This is a genomic window from Streptomyces sp. NPDC087440 (assembly GCF_044744005.1).
Classification (GTDB): Bacteria; Actinomycetota; Actinomycetes; order Streptomycetales; family Streptomycetaceae; genus Streptomyces.
The window spans coordinates 560,150-578,667 of the sequence record NZ_JBIUXN010000003.1; the positions used below are offsets into that span (position 1 = coordinate 560,150).

Sequence of the window (18,518 nt, forward strand, 5' to 3'; positions counted from 1 at the left end):
CGTACCCGCCCCTAAAACTCCTCGGAGGCCCCCTCTGCGGACCCCTCTGCAGACCCTTCTGCGGACCCCTCGCCAGACTCTTCCGCCTGTACGTACCTCAGCACACCCCACATGGCGCGCTCCGCCGGAGTGTCCTCACCGGGCGCCACATCCCGTGCGCTCGGCTCCCCCACGCACCCGGCGAGCCGCTCCCGCAGCACCTGGCTGTCCGTCCCGGACCCGATCAGCACCAGCTGCGTGAGCCGCTCCTCGCCAGGCGCCCAGGGCTCCGGGTAGAACCGCAGGAACCGCCCCACTGCGTGCACGGCATACCGGTTCCGCGCGTCGGCGGCACCGAAGTCGACGTACCCCTTGATCCGGTACAGCCCCTCGGGCCGCGCATCCAGAAATCCCATGAGCCGCCCCGGGTCCATGGGCACGTCCGACACGAAGTCCACGCTCTCGTACGCGGCGTGCAGATGCCCACCGTGATCCTCCTCCCGGCCGCCCTCGATCTCCGCGCGCAGGTCCTCGAAGCTCAACTGCCAGCCGTCTTCGCGGTGCTGAGCATCGGTCCGCCGGTTGAAGAGCACGTCCGGGTCGATCCGCCCGTACGCGGAGCAGATCACCGCCCCGCTCCCGATCCCGCCCAGTTCCTCCCGGAGCGCGGCCAGCTCCGTCTCCCCCACCCGGTCCGTCTTGTTCAGCACGACCAGATCGGCGATCGCCAGATGCCGCACGATCTCCGGGTGCCGCACCTTGGTCGCCGCGAACTCGGCCGCGTCCACCACCTCGACGAGCCCCCCGTACACGGCGTGCGGGTTCTCGCTCGCCAGCAGCATCCGCACCAGCTCCTGCGGCTCCGCCAGCCCGCTCGCCTCGATGACGATGACGTCCATCCCGGCCGCGGGATCGGTCAGTTTCTCCAGGTACAGATCAAGCTCACTGGCATCCACCGCACAGCACAGACACCCGTCCCCGAGCGAAACCGTCGAGTCGCCCAGCTGCCCCGCCACCGCCATGGCATCGATCTCGATCGCCCCGAAATCATTGACGATCGCCCCGATCCGGGTCCCACGACTCCGCTTGAGCAGATGATTGAGCAGGGTCGTCTTCCCCGATCCCAGGAATCCGGCGAGGACGACGACGGGAATCTGTTGCCTGGACATCCCTCGATCGTAAAGGAGCCCGGTCAAGGCCCTGCCGGGCGGTGAGCGGTTGTCGGCGGCGCACACCGGGCACACATTCGATATGGCGCGCTTTTGTTCGAGGGATCGTTCCTTCTGTGCGCCGTCTCTCCGCCTCCCACTGGACGGGACCGCCCGCCACCCTGGAAGCCGGAGTTCGGGGGTGGGGTGGGTCATGCACGTGCACGGATGCCGTCGGCACAGGGTGCCGGTAACCGGAATCGCATACGCCGCGACGTCGGCCGCAGCATTCGCGGCCCTTGTCGCACAAATTGCCCAGCATAGATATATGCAACGCCGTAAGGAACTCGCCGACAAGCACCGGCTCCAATTCGACCTTCTCTGCAAGGCGATGGACGATCCGGAACTCGCCGCCGTACTCGACACGTACGACGAGGACATATCGGTCGACAAACAACGTCAGTTCCTGTTCGCCAACGCGCTCTACGGCAACCTCCTGCACGCCTATCGCCTCGGCACCATCAGTACGGCCGAAACCCTCGCGCACCTCAGGGGCATCTCCCAGAGTGCCCTCTTCCGTGATTACTGGGACGCCACCCGCCATCACCGGGAAACGCTGCCCGCCGATTCGACGGAGCGACAGCTCGCACGGATGGCGGACACGGTCGTCGCTCGAGCGAGTGACGAACGGGACCGCTGGTGGGTCACCTGAAAACCGTGGCACGAAATAGGTTCATTTTCTGTCATTTGCGAACGTTGCGGAACTTTCCACCAACTCGTTCGTTTTTGTGGGGGGTTGAACACTTCCGTCGCAAATAAAGAGATGAGCCCCACCAATGATCAAGCGCAGGATCGGTGCATCCCCTCGTGAACGAGGCAGTATGTCCGGCCAGACGTGCCCGGACATCTTCGAATTGAACGACGGAAACTTCGCCGTCATCGGCACCGATGCCACCGCCACCCTCGACGGGGCCCTCCCTTCCGACGCAGGCCGCGCGGACTACGAGCGGATCGTCGTGATCACCCGCGAAACCCTCATCAGAGCGAAGGCCGACATCCCGGACGCGTGACACCCATTCGGTACGGAGGCCGTGGGAACCTCCGTACCGGATGCGCCGCAGCCAATGCTGCGTCCTGCGTCTACGGTGCGTACTCATGCGCATCACCTGGCCCCAGCGCGTCGTCTCCCAGTTCCTGCTGCTGCAGCTGGCGATCGCCGCCGGCATCACCGTTCTCGCCACCGGGCTCTTCCTCGCCCCCCTCGGCGCCCAGCTCGACGATCAGGCCATGCGGCGGGCGCTCGCCATCGCGCAGACCACCGCCTCGCCCCAGGTCGCGCAGACCCTCCTCCGCTCGCCGGCCGCCCCCGGCGGGCCCGTGCAGGCCGAGGCCGAGCGGATTCGGCGGGCGACCGGTGCCGAGTACGTCGTGATCATGGATCGGCGGGGGGTGCGGTGGTCGCACACCGCAGCAGCGCGCATCGGGCAGACGGTGTCGACCGACCCCAGCGGCGCCCTCGCCGGACGCGAGGTCATGGAGATCGACAGCGGCACGCTGGGCCCCTCCGCCCGGGGCAAGGTCCCGCTGCGCGACGCGGCCGGACGGATCGTCGGCGCGGTCTCGGTCGGCATCGAGTACGACAGCGTCCGCGCCCGTCTCCTCGCCGCGATCCCCGGGCTGCTGGCCTACGCGGGCGGCGCGCTCGCGGTCGGCGCCCTGGCCGCGTACCTCATCTCGCGCAGGCTGCAACGGCAGGTCCACGACCTGGCCTTCTCCGACATCGCCGCCCTCCTCGACGAGCGCGAGGCCATGCTGCACGGCATCCGGGAGGGGGTGGTGGCCCTGGACCCGGCGGGCCGGGTGCGGCTGGTCAACGACGAGGCGCGGCGGCTGCTGGGCATCGGCGACGAGGCCACCGGGCGGCCCCTGGACGAGGTGCTGGGAGAGGGACGTACCGCGGACGTGCTCGCGGGGCGGGTGTCGGGCGAGGACCTGTTGACCGTACGAGGACCCAGGGTGCTGGTCGCCAACCGCATGCCCACCGACGACGGCGGCGCCGTGGCCACCCTGCGCGACCGGACCGAACTGGAGCAGTTGGGCCGCGAACTGGACTCCACCCGGGGCCTGATCGACGCCCTGCGCGCCCAGGACCACGAGCACGCCAACCGCATGCACACCCTCCTCGGCCTCCTCGAACTGGGCATGCACGAGGAGGCGATGGACTTCGTGACGGAAGTTGCGGGAGTGCACCGTGCGACGGCGGAGGAATTCACCGAGCGCGTCCATGACCCGCTCCTCGCCGCCCTGCTGGTCGGCAAGGCGACGGTCGCGGCGGAGCGCGCGGTGGTGCTGCGCCCGGCGGCGGAGACGATGCTGCCGGACCGGCTGGTGGACCCGCGCGGGCTCGTCACGGTGGTCGGCAATCTGGTGGACAACGCCCTGGACGCGGCGGCCGGTTCACCCGGTGCCTTCGTGGAGGTGGCGCTGTACGCCCGGGGCCGGGAGGTGGTGCTGCGGGTGACGGACAGCGGGCCCGGAGTACCGGCCGAGGAGCGTGAGTCGATCTTCACGGAGGGCTGGACGACCAAGGAACTCCCGTCGCACGGGAAGCGGGGGCTGGGTCTCGCTCTCGTACGACGTCTGGCCGAGCGGCACGGCGGCAGCGCGCGGGTGGGTCAGGCCCCGTGCGGCGGCGCGGAGTTCACGGTCGTCCTCCCGGAGGCGCTGTCCGCTCCCGCCTGAGGGCCCCTCAGGCCGCCCCCGCCCCCGTGAGCGACCGCACCTCCGTCTCCGCGTGCTTCGCCGCGTCCGGCACCTCGTGCGAGGTGATCGTCCCCAGCCACCCCGCCAGGAAGCCCAGCGGGATCGACACCAGCCCCGGGTTCTGCAGCGGGAAGAACTGGAAGTCGGCACCGGGGAACAGTGACTCCGGACTGCCCGAGACCACCGGCGAAACGATCACCAGCAGCACCGCAGGCACGAGTCCCCCGTACACCGACCAGACCGCCCCGCGCGTGGTGAACCCGCGCCAGAACAGCGAGAACAGCAGCACCGGCAGGTTCGCGGAGGCGGCCACCGCGAAGGCGAGACCGACCAGGAACGCCACGTTCAGGTCCTTCGCCAGCAGCCCCAGCGCGATGGCCGCCACACCGATCCCGCCCGCCGCCACCCGGGCGACGGCCACCTCGCTGTACGGCTTGCCGCGCTTGCTGCGGCTGCGCAGCGACGCGTACAGGTCGTGCGCGACGGAGGCCGAGGAAGCGAGGGTGATACCGGCGACGACGGCGAGGATCGTGGCGAAGGCGATGGCAGCGACGACCGCGAACAGAACCGTTCCGCCTGCGGAACCCGCACCTCCGCCCACCTCGTGGGCCAGCAGCGGAACCGCCGTGTTGCCCGCGGCGTTCGACGCCCGCACCGTGTCGGAGCCGAGCAGCGCCGCAGCCCCGAAGCCGAGGACGATCGTCATCAGGTAGAAGCTGCCGATGAGCCCGATCGACCAGACCACGGAACGCCGGGCGGCCCGCGCGGTGGGCACGGTGTAGAAGCGCGACAGGATGTGCGGCAGGCCCGCCGTGCCGAGGACGAGGGCGAGCCCGAGGCTGATGAAGTCGAGCCGCGCGGTCCAGTCCCCGCCGTACTTGAGGCCGGGCGCGAGGAAGTCCGACCCGTGCCCGCTGCGTGCGGCGGCGGCGGTCAGCAACGCGTTGAAGTCGCCCCCGAAGCGCACCAGGACGAGCACGGTGAGCGCCAGCGCGCCCGCCATGAGCAGGACGGCCTTGACGATCTGGATCCAGGTGGTGGCCCGCATCCCGCCCAGCGTCACGTAGACGACCATCAGCGCGCCGACCCCGACGACCGTCCAGGTCTGCGCGGCCCCGCTGCTGCCGCCGAGCAGCAGCCCGACGAGGGAACCCGCGCCGACCATCTGCGCGACGAGGTACAGCACGGACACCGTCACCGAGGACGTGCCCGCCGCGATCCGCACCGGACGCTCGCTCATCCGGGAGGCGACCACGTCGGCGAGGGTGAACCGGCCGCAGTTGCGGACCAGTTCGGCGACGAGGAGGAGCACGACGAGCCAGGCCACCAGGAAGCCGACGGAGTAGAGCATCCCGTCGTACCCGTAGAGGGCGATGAGGCCGGAGATGCCGAGGAAGGAGGCGGCGGACATGTAGTCGCCCGCGATGGCGAAACCGTTCTCCATGGGGCTGAAGAGGCGTCCGCCGACGTAGAACTCCTCGGCCGAGCCGTGCCGGTTGCGGCTGACCCAGGTGGTGATGGCGAGCGTCGTCGCGACGAAGGCGCTGAACAGCAGCAGTGCCAGGGTCTCGTGGCCGTGGTTCACCGAGCAGCTCCCCGAGCGTCGGCCTGCGCCTCGGTCAGCCGGGTCAGCTCCTGGGTGTCCCAGCGCAGTTCGAGCGCGGCCCGGTCCCGACGCAGCCTGGCGTGCCGGGCGTACGCCCAGGTCAGCAGGAAGGTGGAGAGGAACTGGCCGAGGCCCGCGACCATGGCGACGTTGACCGCGCCGGCCACCGGCCTGGCCATCAGGCCGGGTGCGGCGGTGGCGGCGACGACGTACGCGACGTACCAGGCGAGGAAGGCGAGGGTCGCGGGGACGACGAACCGCCGGTAGCGGCTGCGCACTTGCTGGAAGGCGGGGCTGGCCTGCACTTCCAGGTAGATCTCGGCGGCGCTGGGGCCCGGCTCGGGGGCGGCGGGCCGGTGCGGCTCGGCGGGGGACCGGGCTCCCGTGCCGTCGAGTTCCCCCCAGCCGGAGGCGAGCGCGTCGTACCACGGGTCGTCGAACCGCATCGCTGCGGCGTCGCGCCCTTCGTGCTTCTCCACCGAACAACTCTCCTTGTCCGCGGCCTGTATGGGCCCGCGCGCCCCGGGATGGTCCGCGCGCCCCAGGATGGGCAGACCGGAGAGATCCCCGGCTCGGCAATCCCCTTCCTTCACCCCATTAGGTGACGTCTGCACCCGGCAGGTCCGTGCGGGGCGGCCGGGCGATGCCCTGGCGGTAGGCGTACCGGACGGCCTGTGCGCGGTCGCGCACGCCGGTCTTCGCGAAGAGGTTGTTGATGTGGGTCTTCACGGTCGCCGACCCGATCCGCAGCCGCCGGGCGATCTCGGCGTTGGGCAGGCCGTCGGCGATCAGCTCCAGCACCTCGGCCTCGCGCGGGGTGAGCCCGTCCGGGAGTCCGCCGTGGCCGGGTGCCGGGGGCGCGGGGGCGGTGACCTGCTCCAGGAGCCTGCGCTGCACCGCGGGCGAGAGCCTGGCCTGCCCGGACATCACGTCCCGCACCGCGCGGACGATCTCCTCGCCGTCCGCGTCCTTGGTGAGGTAGCCGCGCGCCCCGGCCCGCAGCGCGGGGAAGAGCCAGTCGTCGTCGGCGTACGTGGTGAGCACGACCACCTGCGTCGCGGGGTGCCGGGCCCGGATGCGCCGGGTCGCCTCCACCCCGTCGCAGCGGGGCATCCGCAGGTCCATCAGGACGACGTCCGGGGCGTGCGCGGCGACCAGGTCGACGGCCTCCTCGCCGTCCCCCGCCGAACCGACGACCTCGATGCCGGGCAGCAGCCCCAGCAGCAGCACGATGCCCTCGCGCACCATCGCCTGGTCGTCGACGACCAGCACCCGCACGGCGCGCCCCTCGGCCGCGTCCCCGCTCCGGCCGGAATCCGCCGTGCTCATACCGGCATCCGCAGTCTCACCACGAACCCCTCCCCCGCGGGCCCCGCCTCCAGCGTGCCCCCGAGCAGTTCCGCCCGCTCCCGCATTCCGAGCAGACCGTACCCGCCTCCGGTGGCGGCCAACTCCCGCCGTACGTCCGGCTTCCGGAGCCCCGGGTCCTCGTCCCGCCGCGCCACCACCACGGGGCCCGCCCGTCCACCCGGCCCCTTCCCGTCCCGCCGCCCCCGGTCCCGTACCTCCAGGGTGATGTCGTCCTTCCCGTACTCCAGCAGGATGCTCGGCACGGCCCCGGGCGCGTGTTTGCGTACGTTGGTCAGGGCCTCCTGGGCGACTCTGCGCAGCGCCTGGCAGGCGTCGGCGGTCAACTCCCGCCGGGCGCCGACGACCTGGACGTCGGCCCGGTCCATGGCCGCCATCTCCCGCAGGTAGTCCTCGACGGGCGCCCTGTCCCCGCGCAGCGCCGAGAGCGCCTGGCGGGTCTCGGCCAGACCCTCGCGGGCCATCCTGCGGGCGGCGACGACCCGTTCCAGCACGCCGTCCCGGAACGGCCCCGGCGGCTCCCGCTCGACGAGCAGGCGGGCCGCCTCCAGGTGGACCACCTGCGCGGAGAGGCTGTGGGCGAGGACGTCGTGCATCTCCCGGGCGATCCTGGCCCGTTCGGCGAGCGCGGCGGTCTCGGCCTCGGCCACCCGGGCCGCCCGTTCCTGCGCCAGCAGCAGGAACCCGGAGCCCCGCGCCTGCGCGTCCAGCCGCAGCATGTACCCGGTGACCAGGACGCCGAAGCTGACCACCAGCTGCTCCCGCAGGCTCACGTCCCCCAGCCGTGCCATGCCGGTCACGAGCACCGCGCCCATGGGGATGCCGACCGCCAGCGGCAGCCGGACCATGGCCTGCACCACGCAGACCACCAGCAGGATCGCCCCGGACGTCTGCGCGTCCACCGCGTACGCCCCCACGCCCAGCAGCGCGACGGTGGCGAGCACGGCCAGCGACGGCAGCAGCCGGTGCCGCAGGGTCAGCCGGTCGTAGAGCTCGGCGGCGCCGACGGTCACGGCCAGCGCGAGCGGCGGCACCACGACGCCGAGACCGCCGAAGGCCTTCGACGCGTATGCCTCCAGGAGAATCCAGACGCCGATGCCCAGCCACATGGCCAGATCGATGGCCATCCGCACCCGGGGCACCCCGATCCGCGTCATGGCCTCCCTGGCGGGCCAGGCGGCGAAGGCGCCGCCCCACCGTGCCGACGGCGTCGTCTGCGTGTCCATGCCTCGACGGTACGGAGCGGACGGGTGCCGCGAATCGGAGCGTGGGTGGAGCTTTCGGCTCCACCCACGGGTCGACCCGGCCTTCACCACGGCCGGTCGGGCACCTTCACCACAGCCGGTCAGGCGTCGATGCGCGACCTGTCCAGCGTCGCCGCCGCGCTGGTGATGAACTCCTTGCGCGGCGCCACCTCGTTGCCCATGAGCAGGTCGAACACGCCCTCGGCGGACTCCAGGTCGCCGATGTTGATCCGGCGCAGCGTGCGGAAGCGCGGGTCGAGCGTGGTCTCCGCGAGCTGGTCGGCGTCCATCTCGCCGAGGCCCTTGTAGCGCTGGATGTCGTCCTTGTACCGGACGTTCTTGCGCTGGAACTCCAGGAGGGTCTGGCGCAGTTCGTTGTCCGAGTACGTGTAGACGTACTTGTCCTGGCCCTTCTTGGGCTGGACCAGCTCGATCCGGTGCAGCGGCGGAACCGCCGCGAACACGCGCCCCGCCTCCACCATCGGACGCATGTACCGCTGGAACAGCGTCAGCAGCAGGATGCGGATGTGCGCGCCGTCGACGTCGGCGTCGACAAGGAGCACGATCTTGCCGTAGCGGGCGGCGTCGATGTCGAAGGTCCGGCCGGACCCCGCTCCTATGACCTGGATGATCGCGCCGCACTCGGCGTTCTTCAGCATGTCCGAGACGGACGCCTTCTGAACGTTGAGGATCTTGCCGCGGATCGGCAGGAGCGCCTGGAACTCGGAGTTCCGGGCGAGCTTCGCCGTACCGAGCGCGGAGTCTCCCTCGACGATGAAGAGCTCGCTGCGCTCCACGTCGTCGCTGCGGCAGTCCGCGAGCTTCGCCGGCAGCGAGGAGGACTCCAGGGCCGTCTTCCGGCGCTGGGCGTCCTTGTGCTGGCGGGCGGCGATACGGGTCCGGGCGGCGGCGACGACCTTGTCCATCACCGAGCGGGCCTGCGCCTTGGCGTCGCGCTTGGTGGAGGTCAGGAAGCCCTTGAGCTCCTTGGCGACCACGGCCGCGACGATGCGGTTGGCGGCAGAGGTGCCCAGCACTTCCTTGGTCTGGCCCTCGAACTGCGGCTCGGCCAGGCGCACGGTGACGACCGCGGTGAGCCCCTCCATGGCGTCGTCCTTGACGACGTCGTCCTCGGCGACGCGCAGCAGCTTGGCGGAGCGGAGCGCCTCGTTCACCGTCTTGGTGAGGGAGCGCTCGAAGCCGGAGACGTGGGTACCGCCCTTGGGGGTGGCGATGATGTTCACGAAGGACTTGAGCGTGGTGTCGTACCCGGTGCCCCAGCGCAGCGCGATGTCCACGGCCAGTTCGCGGGTGACCTCGGTGGGCGTCATGTGGCCGCGGTCGTCGAGGACCGGGACGGTCTCCTTGAAGGTGCCCGTGCCGCTGAGCCGCAGGACGTCGCAGATCGCCTTGTCCTGCGCGAGGTACTCGCAGAACTCGCTGATGCCGCCGTCGAAGCGGAACGTCTCCTCGCTCTTGCCCACACCCTCCAGGTCCCGCTCGTCGCGGACCACGATGGTCAGGCCGGGCACCAGGAAGGCCGTCTGCCGGGCGCGCTGGTAGAGCGTGTCCAGGGAGAGCTTGGCGTCCTTGAGGAAGATCTGCCGGTCCGCCCAGTACCGCACGCGGGTGCCGGTGCGGCCCTTGGGGACCCGCTTGCCCTTGCGCAGCCCGTTGCCCGGGTCGAAGGGGGCGTCGGGGCCGGACTCGGTGAAGATGCCGGGCACGCCGCGGCGGAAGCTGATCGAGTGCGTGACGCTGCGGTCGACCTCGATGTCCAGGCGGGCGGAGAGCGCGTTCACCACGGAGGCGCCGACGCCGTGCAGGCCGCCGGAGGCGGCGTAGGAGCCGCCGCCGAACTTGCCGCCGGCGTGCAGCTTGGTCATGACGACCTCGACGCCGGACAGGCCGGTCTTGGGCTCGACGTCGACCGGGATGCCCCGGCCGTTGTCCTGGACCTCGACGGAGCCGTCCTCGTGGAGGATCACCTCGATGCGGTCGCAGTAGCCGCCGAGGGCCTCGTCGACGGAGTTGTCGATGATCTCCCAGAGGCAGTGCATCAGGCCGCGGCTGTCGGTGGACCCGATGTACATGCCGGGGCGCTTGCGGACCGCCTCAAGACCTTCGAGGACGAGCAGGTGCCGCGCGGTGTAGTTGGAACCGTCACGGTCCGCGCCGCTCAGCAGTGCGGTGGACGGGACGGTCGTATCGGCGGTCACGCGGTTCGCTCCTCGCTGAATTTCAAATGGGCCCCGATGGGGTACGGGGTCGGCGTCGGTCGCCGCTCAGAGGGTAACGGGGCCTGGTAGAGCGGGTGTAACGCCACCCTCGGGAAAACTCATGCTAGTCCAGGGGCGTACACATGTTCGATCCCTCGATGGAGTGAAGCACATGTCACGTTCCCTTCCGGGCATGAACCATTTAGGCTCCGGGCACGTCCTCATGAACAACCCGGCAATCCAGCCGGTGGGACGTCCCACCAAGACAAGCCAGCAACGCGAAACCGTAAAGCGACGCAATACGGCTCATTCGCCGCCAACCGGCAACAGACAACCACTCCGGAAGACCTTCGGAAGAAGTTTCAAGAAAAAGCCACGAGCGGGAACGTTTTCGGCCTGGTTGGATGTTGACCCTGGTACGACAGCTCGTCGAGCTAGAGAAGAGGCGACGTGACTACTGTTCTGACCCCCGCGAGCCCCCTGACGGCCGCTGACCGATGCGACCGCTGCGGCGCCCAGGCATACCTGCGCGTTCTCCTGGCCAGCGGCGGCGAACTGCTCTTCTGCGCCCACCACGGTCGCAAGTTCGAGCCCGAGCTCAAGAAGATCGCAGCGGAAATACAGGACGAGACGGACCGGCTGACGGTCACGCCTCCGTCGTCCGAGGACGACGAACGCTGACGCCCTGAGAGCGTCCACGACGAGCCAAGGACCGGGTTCCCACCGGTCGACGGGCGGCTTCCCCCGGGTGTGCGGGGGAAGCCGCCCGTTCTCGTACGTACGGACCTCGTCCGGCGGCCGCCCGCCCGGGCCGCGCATCGTGCCGCAGGGCGTTCAGGGGCCCCTCTCGCGCCCGCGCACGCCCTCCCGGCGCCCGGGGTCCGGCGGGCCCCTGGCCACTGCTCAGACGGACGGCCCCGGCGCGGGGAGCGCCGGGGCCGTCCGCCGTGCGGGCGACGACCGCCCGTTCGGCTCTGCCCGGTCCTTCCGGACCCGTACCGGACCCGATCGGCCCTCTGCCCGCCCCACGGTCCCCGTGGCGTCGGACCTCGTCGGCGTCACACCCGCACGGCGATCAGACGTGCACGGCGATCAGACCTGCCCCTCCAGCGCCCGCACCAGCGCCGAGATCCGCGTGTACACCCCCGGGCTGCCCGCCTGCCCGCAGCCGCTCCCCCAGGACACCAGCCCGATCAGCCGTCCCCGCGCCACCAGCGGCCCCCCGCTGTCGCCCTGGCAGGCGTCGTGGCCGCCCTCCGGGTCGCCCGCGCACAGCATCGTCGCCGGGAGATACGTTCCGTCGAGATTGCCGGGGTACGCCCGGGTGCACTCCGCGTCGGGCAGCACCCGCACCTTGGCCGAGCGCAGGGAGCTGGCGTACGCGCCGCCGCCCGTGGTGTCGCCCCAGCCGTAGACCGTCGCCCCGGTCCCCGGGTCGGTCAGGCCGCCGGCCGCCGGGGCCAGCCGGATGACGTACTCCTCGGGGAGTGCGGCCGCCAGGGTCAGCACCGCCATGTCCCCGGAGTTCGACAGCGGGTCGTACGACGGGTTCACCCAGGTCCCGCGGACGGCGATCTCCCGACCGCCGGTGCCGCGCAGCTCCCCGCGCCCAGCGATGACCTTCAGGTCGCGCACCTCGTTCAGCGGTACGCCCAGCACGTCCCGGCCCAGGCAGTGCGCCGCCGTCACCACCTTGGTCGGGGCCACCACCACTCCCCCGCAGAACTGTCCGGCCCGCATACCTCCGAATCGGTCACGGCTGGCCACCGCCACCGCCCACGGGCTGTCCGCCGCCTTCACGGTCTGGCCCCCTATGACCACGCCGTCGGCGGCCGCCGGGCCGGGCGCCGCGAGCGGCAGCACGGCCACGGCGGCGGTCAGGGCGAGGGCCCCGGTCAGCGATCTGGTGAAGGGTCGACGCATAGGTCCTCCTGACTCAGGGGTGAACACCGCACACCCAGAGTCATCCAGCGCCCCCTCCCGCGCACCCGCGCGGGCATGCCTCGGGCCCGGGTCCTCCCGTACGACAGGTAAGGGGTGGAACCCGGGCCCGACGGCCGACTCGAACAGCTCAGCCGAACTCGAACAGCTCAGTCGAGGTAGTCGCGCAGGACCTGCGAGCGCGACGGGTGACGCAGCTTGGACATGGTCTTGGACTCGATCTGGCGGATGCGCTCACGCGTCACGCCGTAGACCTTGCCGATCTCGTCAAGGGTCTTGGGCTGGCCGTCGGTGAGACCGAAGCGCATGGACACGACACCGGCCTCGCGCTCGGAGAGGGTGTCCAGGACCGAGTGCAGCTGCTCCTGGAGGAGCGTGAAGCTCACCGCGTCGGCCGGAACGACCGCTTCCGAGTCCTCGATGAGGTCGCCGAACTCGCTGTCGCCGTCCTCGCCGAGCGGGGTGTGCAGGGAGATGGGCTCGCGGCCGTACTTCTGGACCTCGATGACCTTCTCGGGGGTCATGTCGAGTTCCTTGGCCAGCTCCTCCGGGGTGGGCTCGCGGCCCAGGTCCTGGAGCATCTGGCGCTGGACGCGGGCCAGCTTGTTGATGACCTCGACCATGTGCACCGGGATGCGGATGGTGCGGGCCTGGTCGGCCATCGCGCGGGTGATCGCCTGGCGGATCCACCAGGTCGCGTACGTCGAGAACTTGTAGCCCTTGGTGTAGTCGAACTTCTCGACCGCACGGATCAGACCGAGGTTGCCCTCCTGGATGAGGTCCAGGAACAGCATGCCGCGGCCGGTGTAGCGCTTGGCGAGGGAGACGACCAGGCGGAGGTTGGCCTCCAGGAGGTGGTTCTTGGCGCGGCCGCCGTCCTGGGCGATGATCTCCAGCTCGCGCTTGAGCTTGGGGGCCAGCTTGTCGGAGTTGGCGAGCTTGTCCTCGGCGAAGAGACCGGCCTCGATGCGCTTGGCGAGCTCGACCTCCTGCTCGGCGTTGAGGAGGGGGACCTTGCCGATCTGCTTCAGGTAGTCCTTGACCGGGTCGGCGGTGGCGCCCGCGACCGCGACCTGCTGTGCGGGGGCGTCGTCCTCGTCGTCGTCGGAGAGGACGAAGCCCTTCGACTCGCCGCCCTCCGCTCCCTCGCCGCCCTCCTCGTCCTCGCCCTTGGCCCGGGTCTCCTCGACCGGCTCGTCGCCGTCCGCGGCGTCGTCCTTCTTCGCGGCGGTCTTCTTCGCCGCCGTCTTCCTGGCGGTGGTCTTCTTCGCCACGGCCTTCTTGGCGGTGGCCTTCTTCGCCGCCGTCTTCTTCGCGGGGGCGGCGGCCGCCGTCTCGTCGGCGGCGACGTCCACGGAGTCCGCCACGGGAGCGGCGGCGGCAACTGTCTTGGGTGCGGCGGTACTTGCCGCGAAGGTCCGGGGGACGGTCCGCTGGACCGGACTCCTGGGCACCGGGTTCTTCGCGGCAACGGTCTTGCGGGCGCGCTTGGGCGGCTCCGCGGCAGTGACCATCAGCATCACACCCTCTTCCTCAAGGATCTGGTTGAGGCTGCGCAGGACGTTCTTCCACTGGGTCGGCGGAATCCGGTCAGCCTCGAATGCCCGACGCACGTCGTCGCCGGCGATCTGCCCCTCAGCCTTTCCCCGCTCGATGAGCGCCAACACAGACTCGGACTCGACGATCTCCGGCGGGAGCGTACGGGATGTGCTGGCCGACACGAACAACCTCTCGGAACGATGGAAATGGCGTCCGGCCCCGCCCGCTGAAGGGCCTGAGCCGACGACCACCGGCTGGGGATGGTGCACCGGCGGACCGGGCGAGAACCGGGGACCGTCTGCGCTGCCGCGAGCGGCCTCCGCATTCACTCCTCGGCTGTCACCTCTTAGGTCATCGCGGGATTCGACGGAGCGTTACGCCTCAATCTTCGTGGCCCGAGTCACAGGCGGCATGCGGCGCACGGGCGTTGCGCACCCGCGACTGCGGCTGCCCACAACCGTGTCGCCGAACCCGAGGGGTCCGGCGACACGGAGGGTGTACGGCCGCGAGGGGCACGGCGGGGGGAACTGCTGTCGGTGGTACCGGGTATGACGGTGGTACGGGTAAGAACCGACCGGTGGCGGTGGTCCTCAGTGCTCGCGCGGAGCCGGAACGACGCGCTCCACCTCCGGGTGAACGGTGAGGAGTTGACGCATCGCGGCCTCGGCCCCCGAACCGTCGCCCGCGGCAAGGGCGTCGGCGATCCGGGCGTGGTGGGAGAGGGAGGCGTCGGTGGGGCGGTCGCAGCCGACGATCGGTCCGCCGGACACCTGAAGGGCGGCCGAGACGATGCCGGAGAGGTGCTCCAGCATGCGGTTGCCGGCGAGCTGGATGAGCAGGGAGTGGTATTCGGCATCGGCCCGGGAGAAGGTCAGGGAGTCGCCCTGGGCGAGGGCGTGCCCCATGATCTCGACCATGTCGCCCAGGCGCTGCTGCACGTCGTCGCGCCCGTGTCCGGCGGCGAGCCGGGCTGCGAGGGGTTCGATGGTCCAGCGCAGTTCGGCCAGTTCGCGCCGCTGGTCGTCGCGCTGCGGGCCGAAGGCGCGCCATTCGATGATGTCGGGGTCGAGCAGGTTCCAGTCGCTGACCGGGCGGACCCGGGTACCCACGTTGGGACGGGCGCTGACCAGGCCCTTGGCCTCAAGGACGCGGAGGGACTCGCGGACGACGGTGCGGGACACCTCGAATCGCTGGCCGATCTCCTCGGGCACGAGCGGGCGGTCGGCGCCGAGGTCGCCGGAGACGATCATCTGGCCGAGCTGCTGGACGAGTTGGCCGTGCAGTCCGCGGCCGCGGTTTCCGGCCGCGCGGCGGCCGACCCGGCCCAGGTCGGATTCGGGACTGTCCCAGCCGAGGGGACCGACGCGATCGGCGCCGGACACCTCCGCATAGGGGTAGCGGTCGAGGTCGCCGGAACCGGCGAGACCTGAGTCGACGGAGCGGGCGGCGGTCATCATGGTGTGCGCAAGGGTACTCACGGATGAGTTGTCGGCGTCCGGCTCCTGCCCCTTGAGGTCTTTGGTGAAAAGCACACGAAAGGGTGATCACCGCCCTCTCTCCAATTGACGCCTTATCGGAAAGAAATGGGCGTCCTAGGGGGAGTTGTGGGCGATGCGACGCATCGACGTCAGGATGCGGTCACCAACGGGCCTTGCGGCGAAGGCCCGTGAGCAGATACGTGCACAGGAGCACAGGGATCGACAACACCAGGGCGGCGCCGACGGGTTGGGCGAGGATGCGCATCGCGGCCCGCAGCCACTGGTCCGCCTCCGCCGGAATCCCGATCCACAACAGCTCCCGCAACCTGCTCGGGAGTCCGACCATCGAACGCGCTGCCGGACCGCTGAGCAGGTGCTGCACGGCGGGGGCGACGGCCACCGGCACCGCGAGCACGGCCGCCAGCCCTGCCGCGGCCACCCGGAACACCCCGGCCCCCAGCAGCCCCGCCCAGGCGCACCCGACGCTGAGCGCCGCCCAACTCGCCGCCTTGGCGGGCAGACCCGCGGCGGGCAGCGGCGTCGCCCCGGTTCCGTACAGAAGGCGTACAAGAAGCAGGTTCACCGCGACCGTCAGGGCGGCGAGGAGCAGGGCGAGGCCCGCGGAGACGGTGAGTTTGGCGAGGAGGAGCCCCAGGCGACGGGGCGAGGTGCCGCGGGATGCGGCGAGCGCCGGGTAGCGGAACTCGTCGCCGAAGGAGAGCGCCCCGAGCAGTCCCGCCGCGAAGGCCGCGGGCGGCAGGGGCAGCAGCACGGGCCAGGCGGCGAGCGCGGCGGGGAGCGGGGTGCCGCCCCGGTGCACGAGGAGGGCCGCGAGGGCGGCGGAGACGACGACGGCCGTGAGGGCGACGAGAGCGGTGCTGCGGGTGCTGAAGGTGCGGCGCACTTCGTAGCGGAAGGGGCGCAGGGGACTGCGGAGAGGGCGGAGGGGGATGGTGCCGCCGGGTTTCGCCGCAACGGGGCCGGCAGGAGCGGGAGTTGCGGCTTCCGAAGTGAGCGGCGCACGGCTCTCGCCGGGGGGTGTGGGCGGCGGGGTCTGCGCGGGGGTACGCCGGGGGCCCATGTCGCCGACCTCGTCGGCGAGTTGGTGCAGGAGGACCTGGTGCCGGAAGGCGGTGTCGCCGACCTCCGCGCAGGTGCTGCCGTACACGGAGAGGCGGTTGCCCTCTTCGGGGACCACTTCCACGGAGCGGCGCGCCACCCGGGCCTCCTTGTTGAGGAGGGCGCCGAGCCGGACGGCCTGCGGGGTGCGGACGGCGACGCGGGGGCGCAGGCGGGTGCGGGCGAAGTCGGCGGCGGCCTGGTCGGCGACGAGTCGGCCCTCGTCCAGGGTGACGACCCGGTCGGCGGTGCGGGCGGCCTCCTTGGCGTCGTCGGTGGTGTAGAGCACGGTGCCGCCGTGGGCGGCGTGGGCGCGCAGGAGTCCGTACAGCCAGCTGCTGTCCCGGGGCGAGAGCCCGGCGGCGGGTTCGTCGAGGAGGAGGGTGTGCGGGTCGGCGAGGAGAGCGGAGGCCAGGCCGAGGCGGCGGTCCATGCCGAGGGAGAGGCTGCCGAGGCGCTGACCGCCGAGCCCTGTCAGGCCGACGACGTCCAGCAGGGAGTCGGCGCGGGATGCGGGCACTCCGGCGGCGGCGCAGAGCATCCGGAGCTGGCCGCGCGCGGTGCGGGAGGGGTTGCCGGGTACGTCGCCGAGGAGGGCGCCCACTTCGCGGGCCGGGTGGGCGACGCGGTGCAGGGGACGGCCGCGGAAGTAGGTGATGCCACGGCCCTGTTCGAGGCCGAGCATGAGGCGCAGGGCGGTGGTCTTTCCCGAACCGGGGGCGCCGAGGAGGGCGGTGACGGTGCCTGGGCGGGCCTCGAAGGTCAGGTCGTCCACGGCGGGCGGGCGGGCCCGGCGCGGCGTGCTGGTGAGTCCGATGGCCTGGAGCATCGCTTCCCTCGCGTCTCGTGCGTCTCCCGCGACGCCCGCGGCTCCCCGCGGTGGAGGGAACGCTCGGCGGCCGAGGCGGGTACCGCAGCAAGATAACGCGACATTTCGGACTTTTTGTGGAAGCCCAGGCCCGGGGAGGCGTGGACCGGCCCAGGGGCTGCGGTCCGCGCCCCGGTGTCCGTCAGACCTCGGGGCGCAGCATCGGCGGATTGAGTACGGTCGCACCGCCCGCCCTGAACAGCTGTGCGGGGCGGCCTCCCTGACGGGTCGTCGTCCCGCCGGAGGGGACGAGGAAGCCGGGGGTGCCGGTCACCTTGCGGTGGAAGTTGCGGGGGTCCAGGACCACTCCCCACACCGCCTCGTACACCCGGCGCAGCTCGCCGACGGTGAACTCGGGCGGGCAGAAGGCCGTGGCCAGCGAGGAGTACTCGATCTTCGAGCGGGCGCGCTCGACGCCGTCGGCGAGGATCTGTGCGTGGTCGAAGGCGAGCGGAACCGCCTCCTCGTCCCGGCCGAACGCGTCCTCGTGGCCGAGCAGCGCGTCGACCGGGGCCCAGCGGGCGCTGTGGGCGTCGCCGCCCGCGCGGGGCGCGGGGAGGTCGGGGGCGAGGGCGAGATGGGCGACGCTGACGACCCGCATGCGGGGATCACGCGTGGGGGCGCCGTAGGTGGCGAGCTGTTCCAGGTGGGCGCCCTTGCCGAGGGCGGCCGGGGGGTCCTGGGCGGGCGGCCCGGCGGGGGCGGTCGCGGAGGATGCGGGCCCGGCCGACGCGGTCGCGGACGAAGCGGACGGTGCGGGCTTGGACGACGCGGTCACCGACGGCGTGGTGGGGGCGTGCGTCGCGGTTCCGGCCGTCGCGGCGGGATGCCCCGCGGGGGCGGAGGGGGCCGTCCGGGTGGACAGGGCGATCAGGCCGGTCTCCTCGACCAGTTCGCGGGCCGCCGCCGTCGCGAGGTCCTCGTCCTCGCGGACGAAGCCGCCGGGCAGCGCCCACCGGCCCTGGAACGGCGGCTCGCCACGACGGACGACCAGCGCGCAGAGCGCGTGTCGGCGCACGGTGAGCACGGCCAGATCCACGGTGACGGCGAAGGGCGGGAAGGCCGACGGATCGTAGGGCGACATGCGGCGATCATAGTCGTCTGCCTGACGATAAACAGTCCCTTCGCCGGTCGTCCCGTCCCGGGGCGTCGCTCCGTTCTGGGGCTTCGCCTCGTCCTGCGGCTTCGCCTCGCCTCGGGTCGTCGCCTCGTCCCAGCTCCTCGCCTCGTCCGCCCCTCGCGCGGT

General features: G+C 71.5%; 15 protein-coding genes. 4 read left to right on the forward strand and 11 right to left on the reverse strand.

Features of this window, described 5'->3' with window-relative positions; all coding sequences use genetic code 11:
- Nucleotides 1-11: 11 nt before the first annotated feature.
- Nucleotides 12-1,148, reverse strand: coding sequence for a CobW family GTP-binding protein (locus ACIO3O_RS10635; RefSeq protein WP_401744320.1), 1,137 nt, complete (start codon nt 1,146-1,148; stop codon nt 12-14).
- A 193-nt stretch (nt 1,149-1,341) separates the two neighbouring features.
- Between ACIO3O_RS10635 and ACIO3O_RS10640 the strand changes: the two genes are divergently transcribed.
- The 3 genes from ACIO3O_RS10640 to ACIO3O_RS10650 all read left to right on the forward strand — a co-directional run bounded on the left by ACIO3O_RS10640 (nt 1,342) and on the right by ACIO3O_RS10650 (nt 3,869).
- Nucleotides 1,342-1,839 carry a DUF6082 family protein gene (locus ACIO3O_RS10640; protein ID WP_401744323.1) on the forward strand — a complete coding sequence of 166 codons (498 nt, stop codon included), beginning with the start codon at nt 1,342-1,344 and terminating at the stop codon, nt 1,837-1,839.
- A 124-nt stretch (nt 1,840-1,963) separates the two neighbouring features.
- Nucleotides 1,964-2,197, forward strand: a complete 234-nt coding sequence (locus ACIO3O_RS10645) for a hypothetical protein (RefSeq protein WP_401744324.1) — start codon at nt 1,964-1,966, stop codon at nt 2,195-2,197.
- Nucleotides 2,198-2,282: 85 nt separating this feature from the next.
- On the forward strand, nt 2,283-3,869 hold the full coding sequence (locus ACIO3O_RS10650) for an ATP-binding protein (RefSeq protein WP_401744325.1): 1,587 nt from the start codon (nt 2,283-2,285) through the stop codon (nt 3,867-3,869).
- 7 nt (nt 3,870-3,876) lie between these two features.
- On the opposite strand, the gene ACIO3O_RS10655 is transcribed toward ACIO3O_RS10650, so the two are convergent.
- The 5 genes from ACIO3O_RS10655 to ACIO3O_RS10675 form a co-directional block, all read right to left on the reverse strand.
- On the reverse strand, nt 3,877-5,475 hold the full coding sequence (locus ACIO3O_RS10655; RefSeq protein WP_401744326.1) for a cation acetate symporter: 1,599 nt from the start codon (nt 5,473-5,475) through the stop codon (nt 3,877-3,879).
- Nucleotides 5,472-5,975, reverse strand: coding sequence for a DUF485 domain-containing protein (locus ACIO3O_RS10660; RefSeq protein WP_401744327.1), 504 nt, complete (start codon nt 5,973-5,975; stop codon nt 5,472-5,474). Before ACIO3O_RS10660 ends, ACIO3O_RS10655 begins: the two co-directional genes overlap by 4 nt.
- A gap of 118 nt (nt 5,976-6,093) precedes the next feature.
- Nucleotides 6,094-6,825, reverse strand: coding sequence for a response regulator (locus ACIO3O_RS10665; RefSeq protein WP_401744329.1), 732 nt, complete (start codon nt 6,823-6,825; stop codon nt 6,094-6,096).
- Nucleotides 6,822-8,090, reverse strand: coding sequence for a sensor histidine kinase (locus ACIO3O_RS10670; protein ID WP_401744331.1), 1,269 nt, complete (start codon nt 8,088-8,090; stop codon nt 6,822-6,824). Before ACIO3O_RS10670 ends, ACIO3O_RS10665 begins: the two co-directional genes overlap by 4 nt.
- Nucleotides 8,091-8,209: 119 nt before the next feature.
- Nucleotides 8,210-10,327, reverse strand: coding sequence for a type IIA DNA topoisomerase subunit B (locus ACIO3O_RS10675; protein WP_401744332.1), 2,118 nt, complete (start codon nt 10,325-10,327; stop codon nt 8,210-8,212).
- A gap of 450 nt (nt 10,328-10,777) precedes the next feature.
- On the opposite strand from ACIO3O_RS10675, the gene ACIO3O_RS10680 reads away from it, so the two are divergent.
- The gene (locus ACIO3O_RS10680; RefSeq protein ID WP_189823213.1) at nt 10,778-11,008 is read left to right on the forward strand and encodes a hypothetical protein; all 231 of its coding nucleotides are present in this window, start codon (nt 10,778-10,780) and stop codon (nt 11,006-11,008) included.
- 411 nt (nt 11,009-11,419) lie between these two features.
- Here ACIO3O_RS10680 and ACIO3O_RS10685 read toward each other — a convergent pair whose 3' ends face one another.
- The 5 genes from ACIO3O_RS10685 to ACIO3O_RS10705 all read right to left on the reverse strand — a co-directional run bounded on the left by ACIO3O_RS10685 (nt 11,420) and on the right by ACIO3O_RS10705 (nt 18,356).
- Entirely contained in the window at nt 11,420-12,250 is an 831-nt protein-coding gene (locus tag ACIO3O_RS10685) for a S1 family serine peptidase (protein ID WP_401744334.1), read from the reverse strand.
- A gap of 167 nt (nt 12,251-12,417) precedes the next feature.
- The gene (locus ACIO3O_RS10690; RefSeq protein WP_401744336.1) at nt 12,418-13,989 is read right to left on the reverse strand and encodes an RNA polymerase sigma factor; all 1,572 of its coding nucleotides are present in this window, start codon (nt 13,987-13,989) and stop codon (nt 12,418-12,420) included.
- Nucleotides 13,990-14,397: 408 nt separating this feature from the next.
- On the reverse strand, nt 14,398-15,285 hold the full coding sequence (locus ACIO3O_RS10695; RefSeq protein ID WP_401744338.1) for a FadR/GntR family transcriptional regulator: 888 nt from the start codon (nt 15,283-15,285) through the stop codon (nt 14,398-14,400).
- Between the two features lie 160 nt (nt 15,286-15,445).
- On the reverse strand, nt 15,446-17,233 hold the full coding sequence (locus tag ACIO3O_RS10700; RefSeq protein ID WP_401744339.1) for an ATP-binding cassette domain-containing protein: 1,788 nt from the start codon (nt 17,231-17,233) through the stop codon (nt 15,446-15,448).
- Between the two features lie 181 nt (nt 17,234-17,414).
- Complete coding sequence (locus ACIO3O_RS10705) at nt 17,415-18,356, reverse strand: NUDIX domain-containing protein (RefSeq protein ID WP_401744341.1); 942 nt, start codon at nt 18,354-18,356, stop codon at nt 17,415-17,417.
- Between the last annotated feature and the right edge of the window lie 162 nt (nt 18,357-18,518).

Excerpts from the sequence above, each read along its gene's own strand:
- ACIO3O_RS10705 (WP_401744341.1), bottom strand. The coding sequence starts at position 18,356 with ATGTCGCCCTACGATCCGTCGGCCTTCCCGCCCTTCGCCGTCACCGTG.
- ACIO3O_RS10685 (WP_401744334.1), bottom strand. The coding sequence starts at position 12,250 with ATGCGTCGACCCTTCACCAGATCGCTGACCGGGGCCCTCGCCCTGACC.
- ACIO3O_RS10665 (WP_401744329.1), bottom strand. The coding sequence starts at position 6,825 with ATGAGCACGGCGGATTCCGGCCGGAGCGGGGACGCGGCCGAGGGGCGC.
- ACIO3O_RS10645 (WP_401744324.1), top strand. The coding sequence starts at position 1,964 with ATGATCAAGCGCAGGATCGGTGCATCCCCTCGTGAACGAGGCAGTATG.
- ACIO3O_RS10670 (WP_401744331.1), bottom strand. The coding sequence starts at position 8,090 with ATGGACACGCAGACGACGCCGTCGGCACGGTGGGGCGGCGCCTTCGCC.
- ACIO3O_RS10635 (WP_401744320.1), bottom strand. The coding sequence starts at position 1,148 with ATGTCCAGGCAACAGATTCCCGTCGTCGTCCTCGCCGGATTCCTGGGA.
- ACIO3O_RS10700 (WP_401744339.1), bottom strand. The coding sequence starts at position 17,233 with ATGCTCCAGGCCATCGGACTCACCAGCACGCCGCGCCGGGCCCGCCCG.
- ACIO3O_RS10640 (WP_401744323.1), top strand. The coding sequence starts at position 1,342 with ATGCACGTGCACGGATGCCGTCGGCACAGGGTGCCGGTAACCGGAATC.
- ACIO3O_RS10650 (WP_401744325.1), top strand. The coding sequence starts at position 2,283 with ATGCGCATCACCTGGCCCCAGCGCGTCGTCTCCCAGTTCCTGCTGCTG.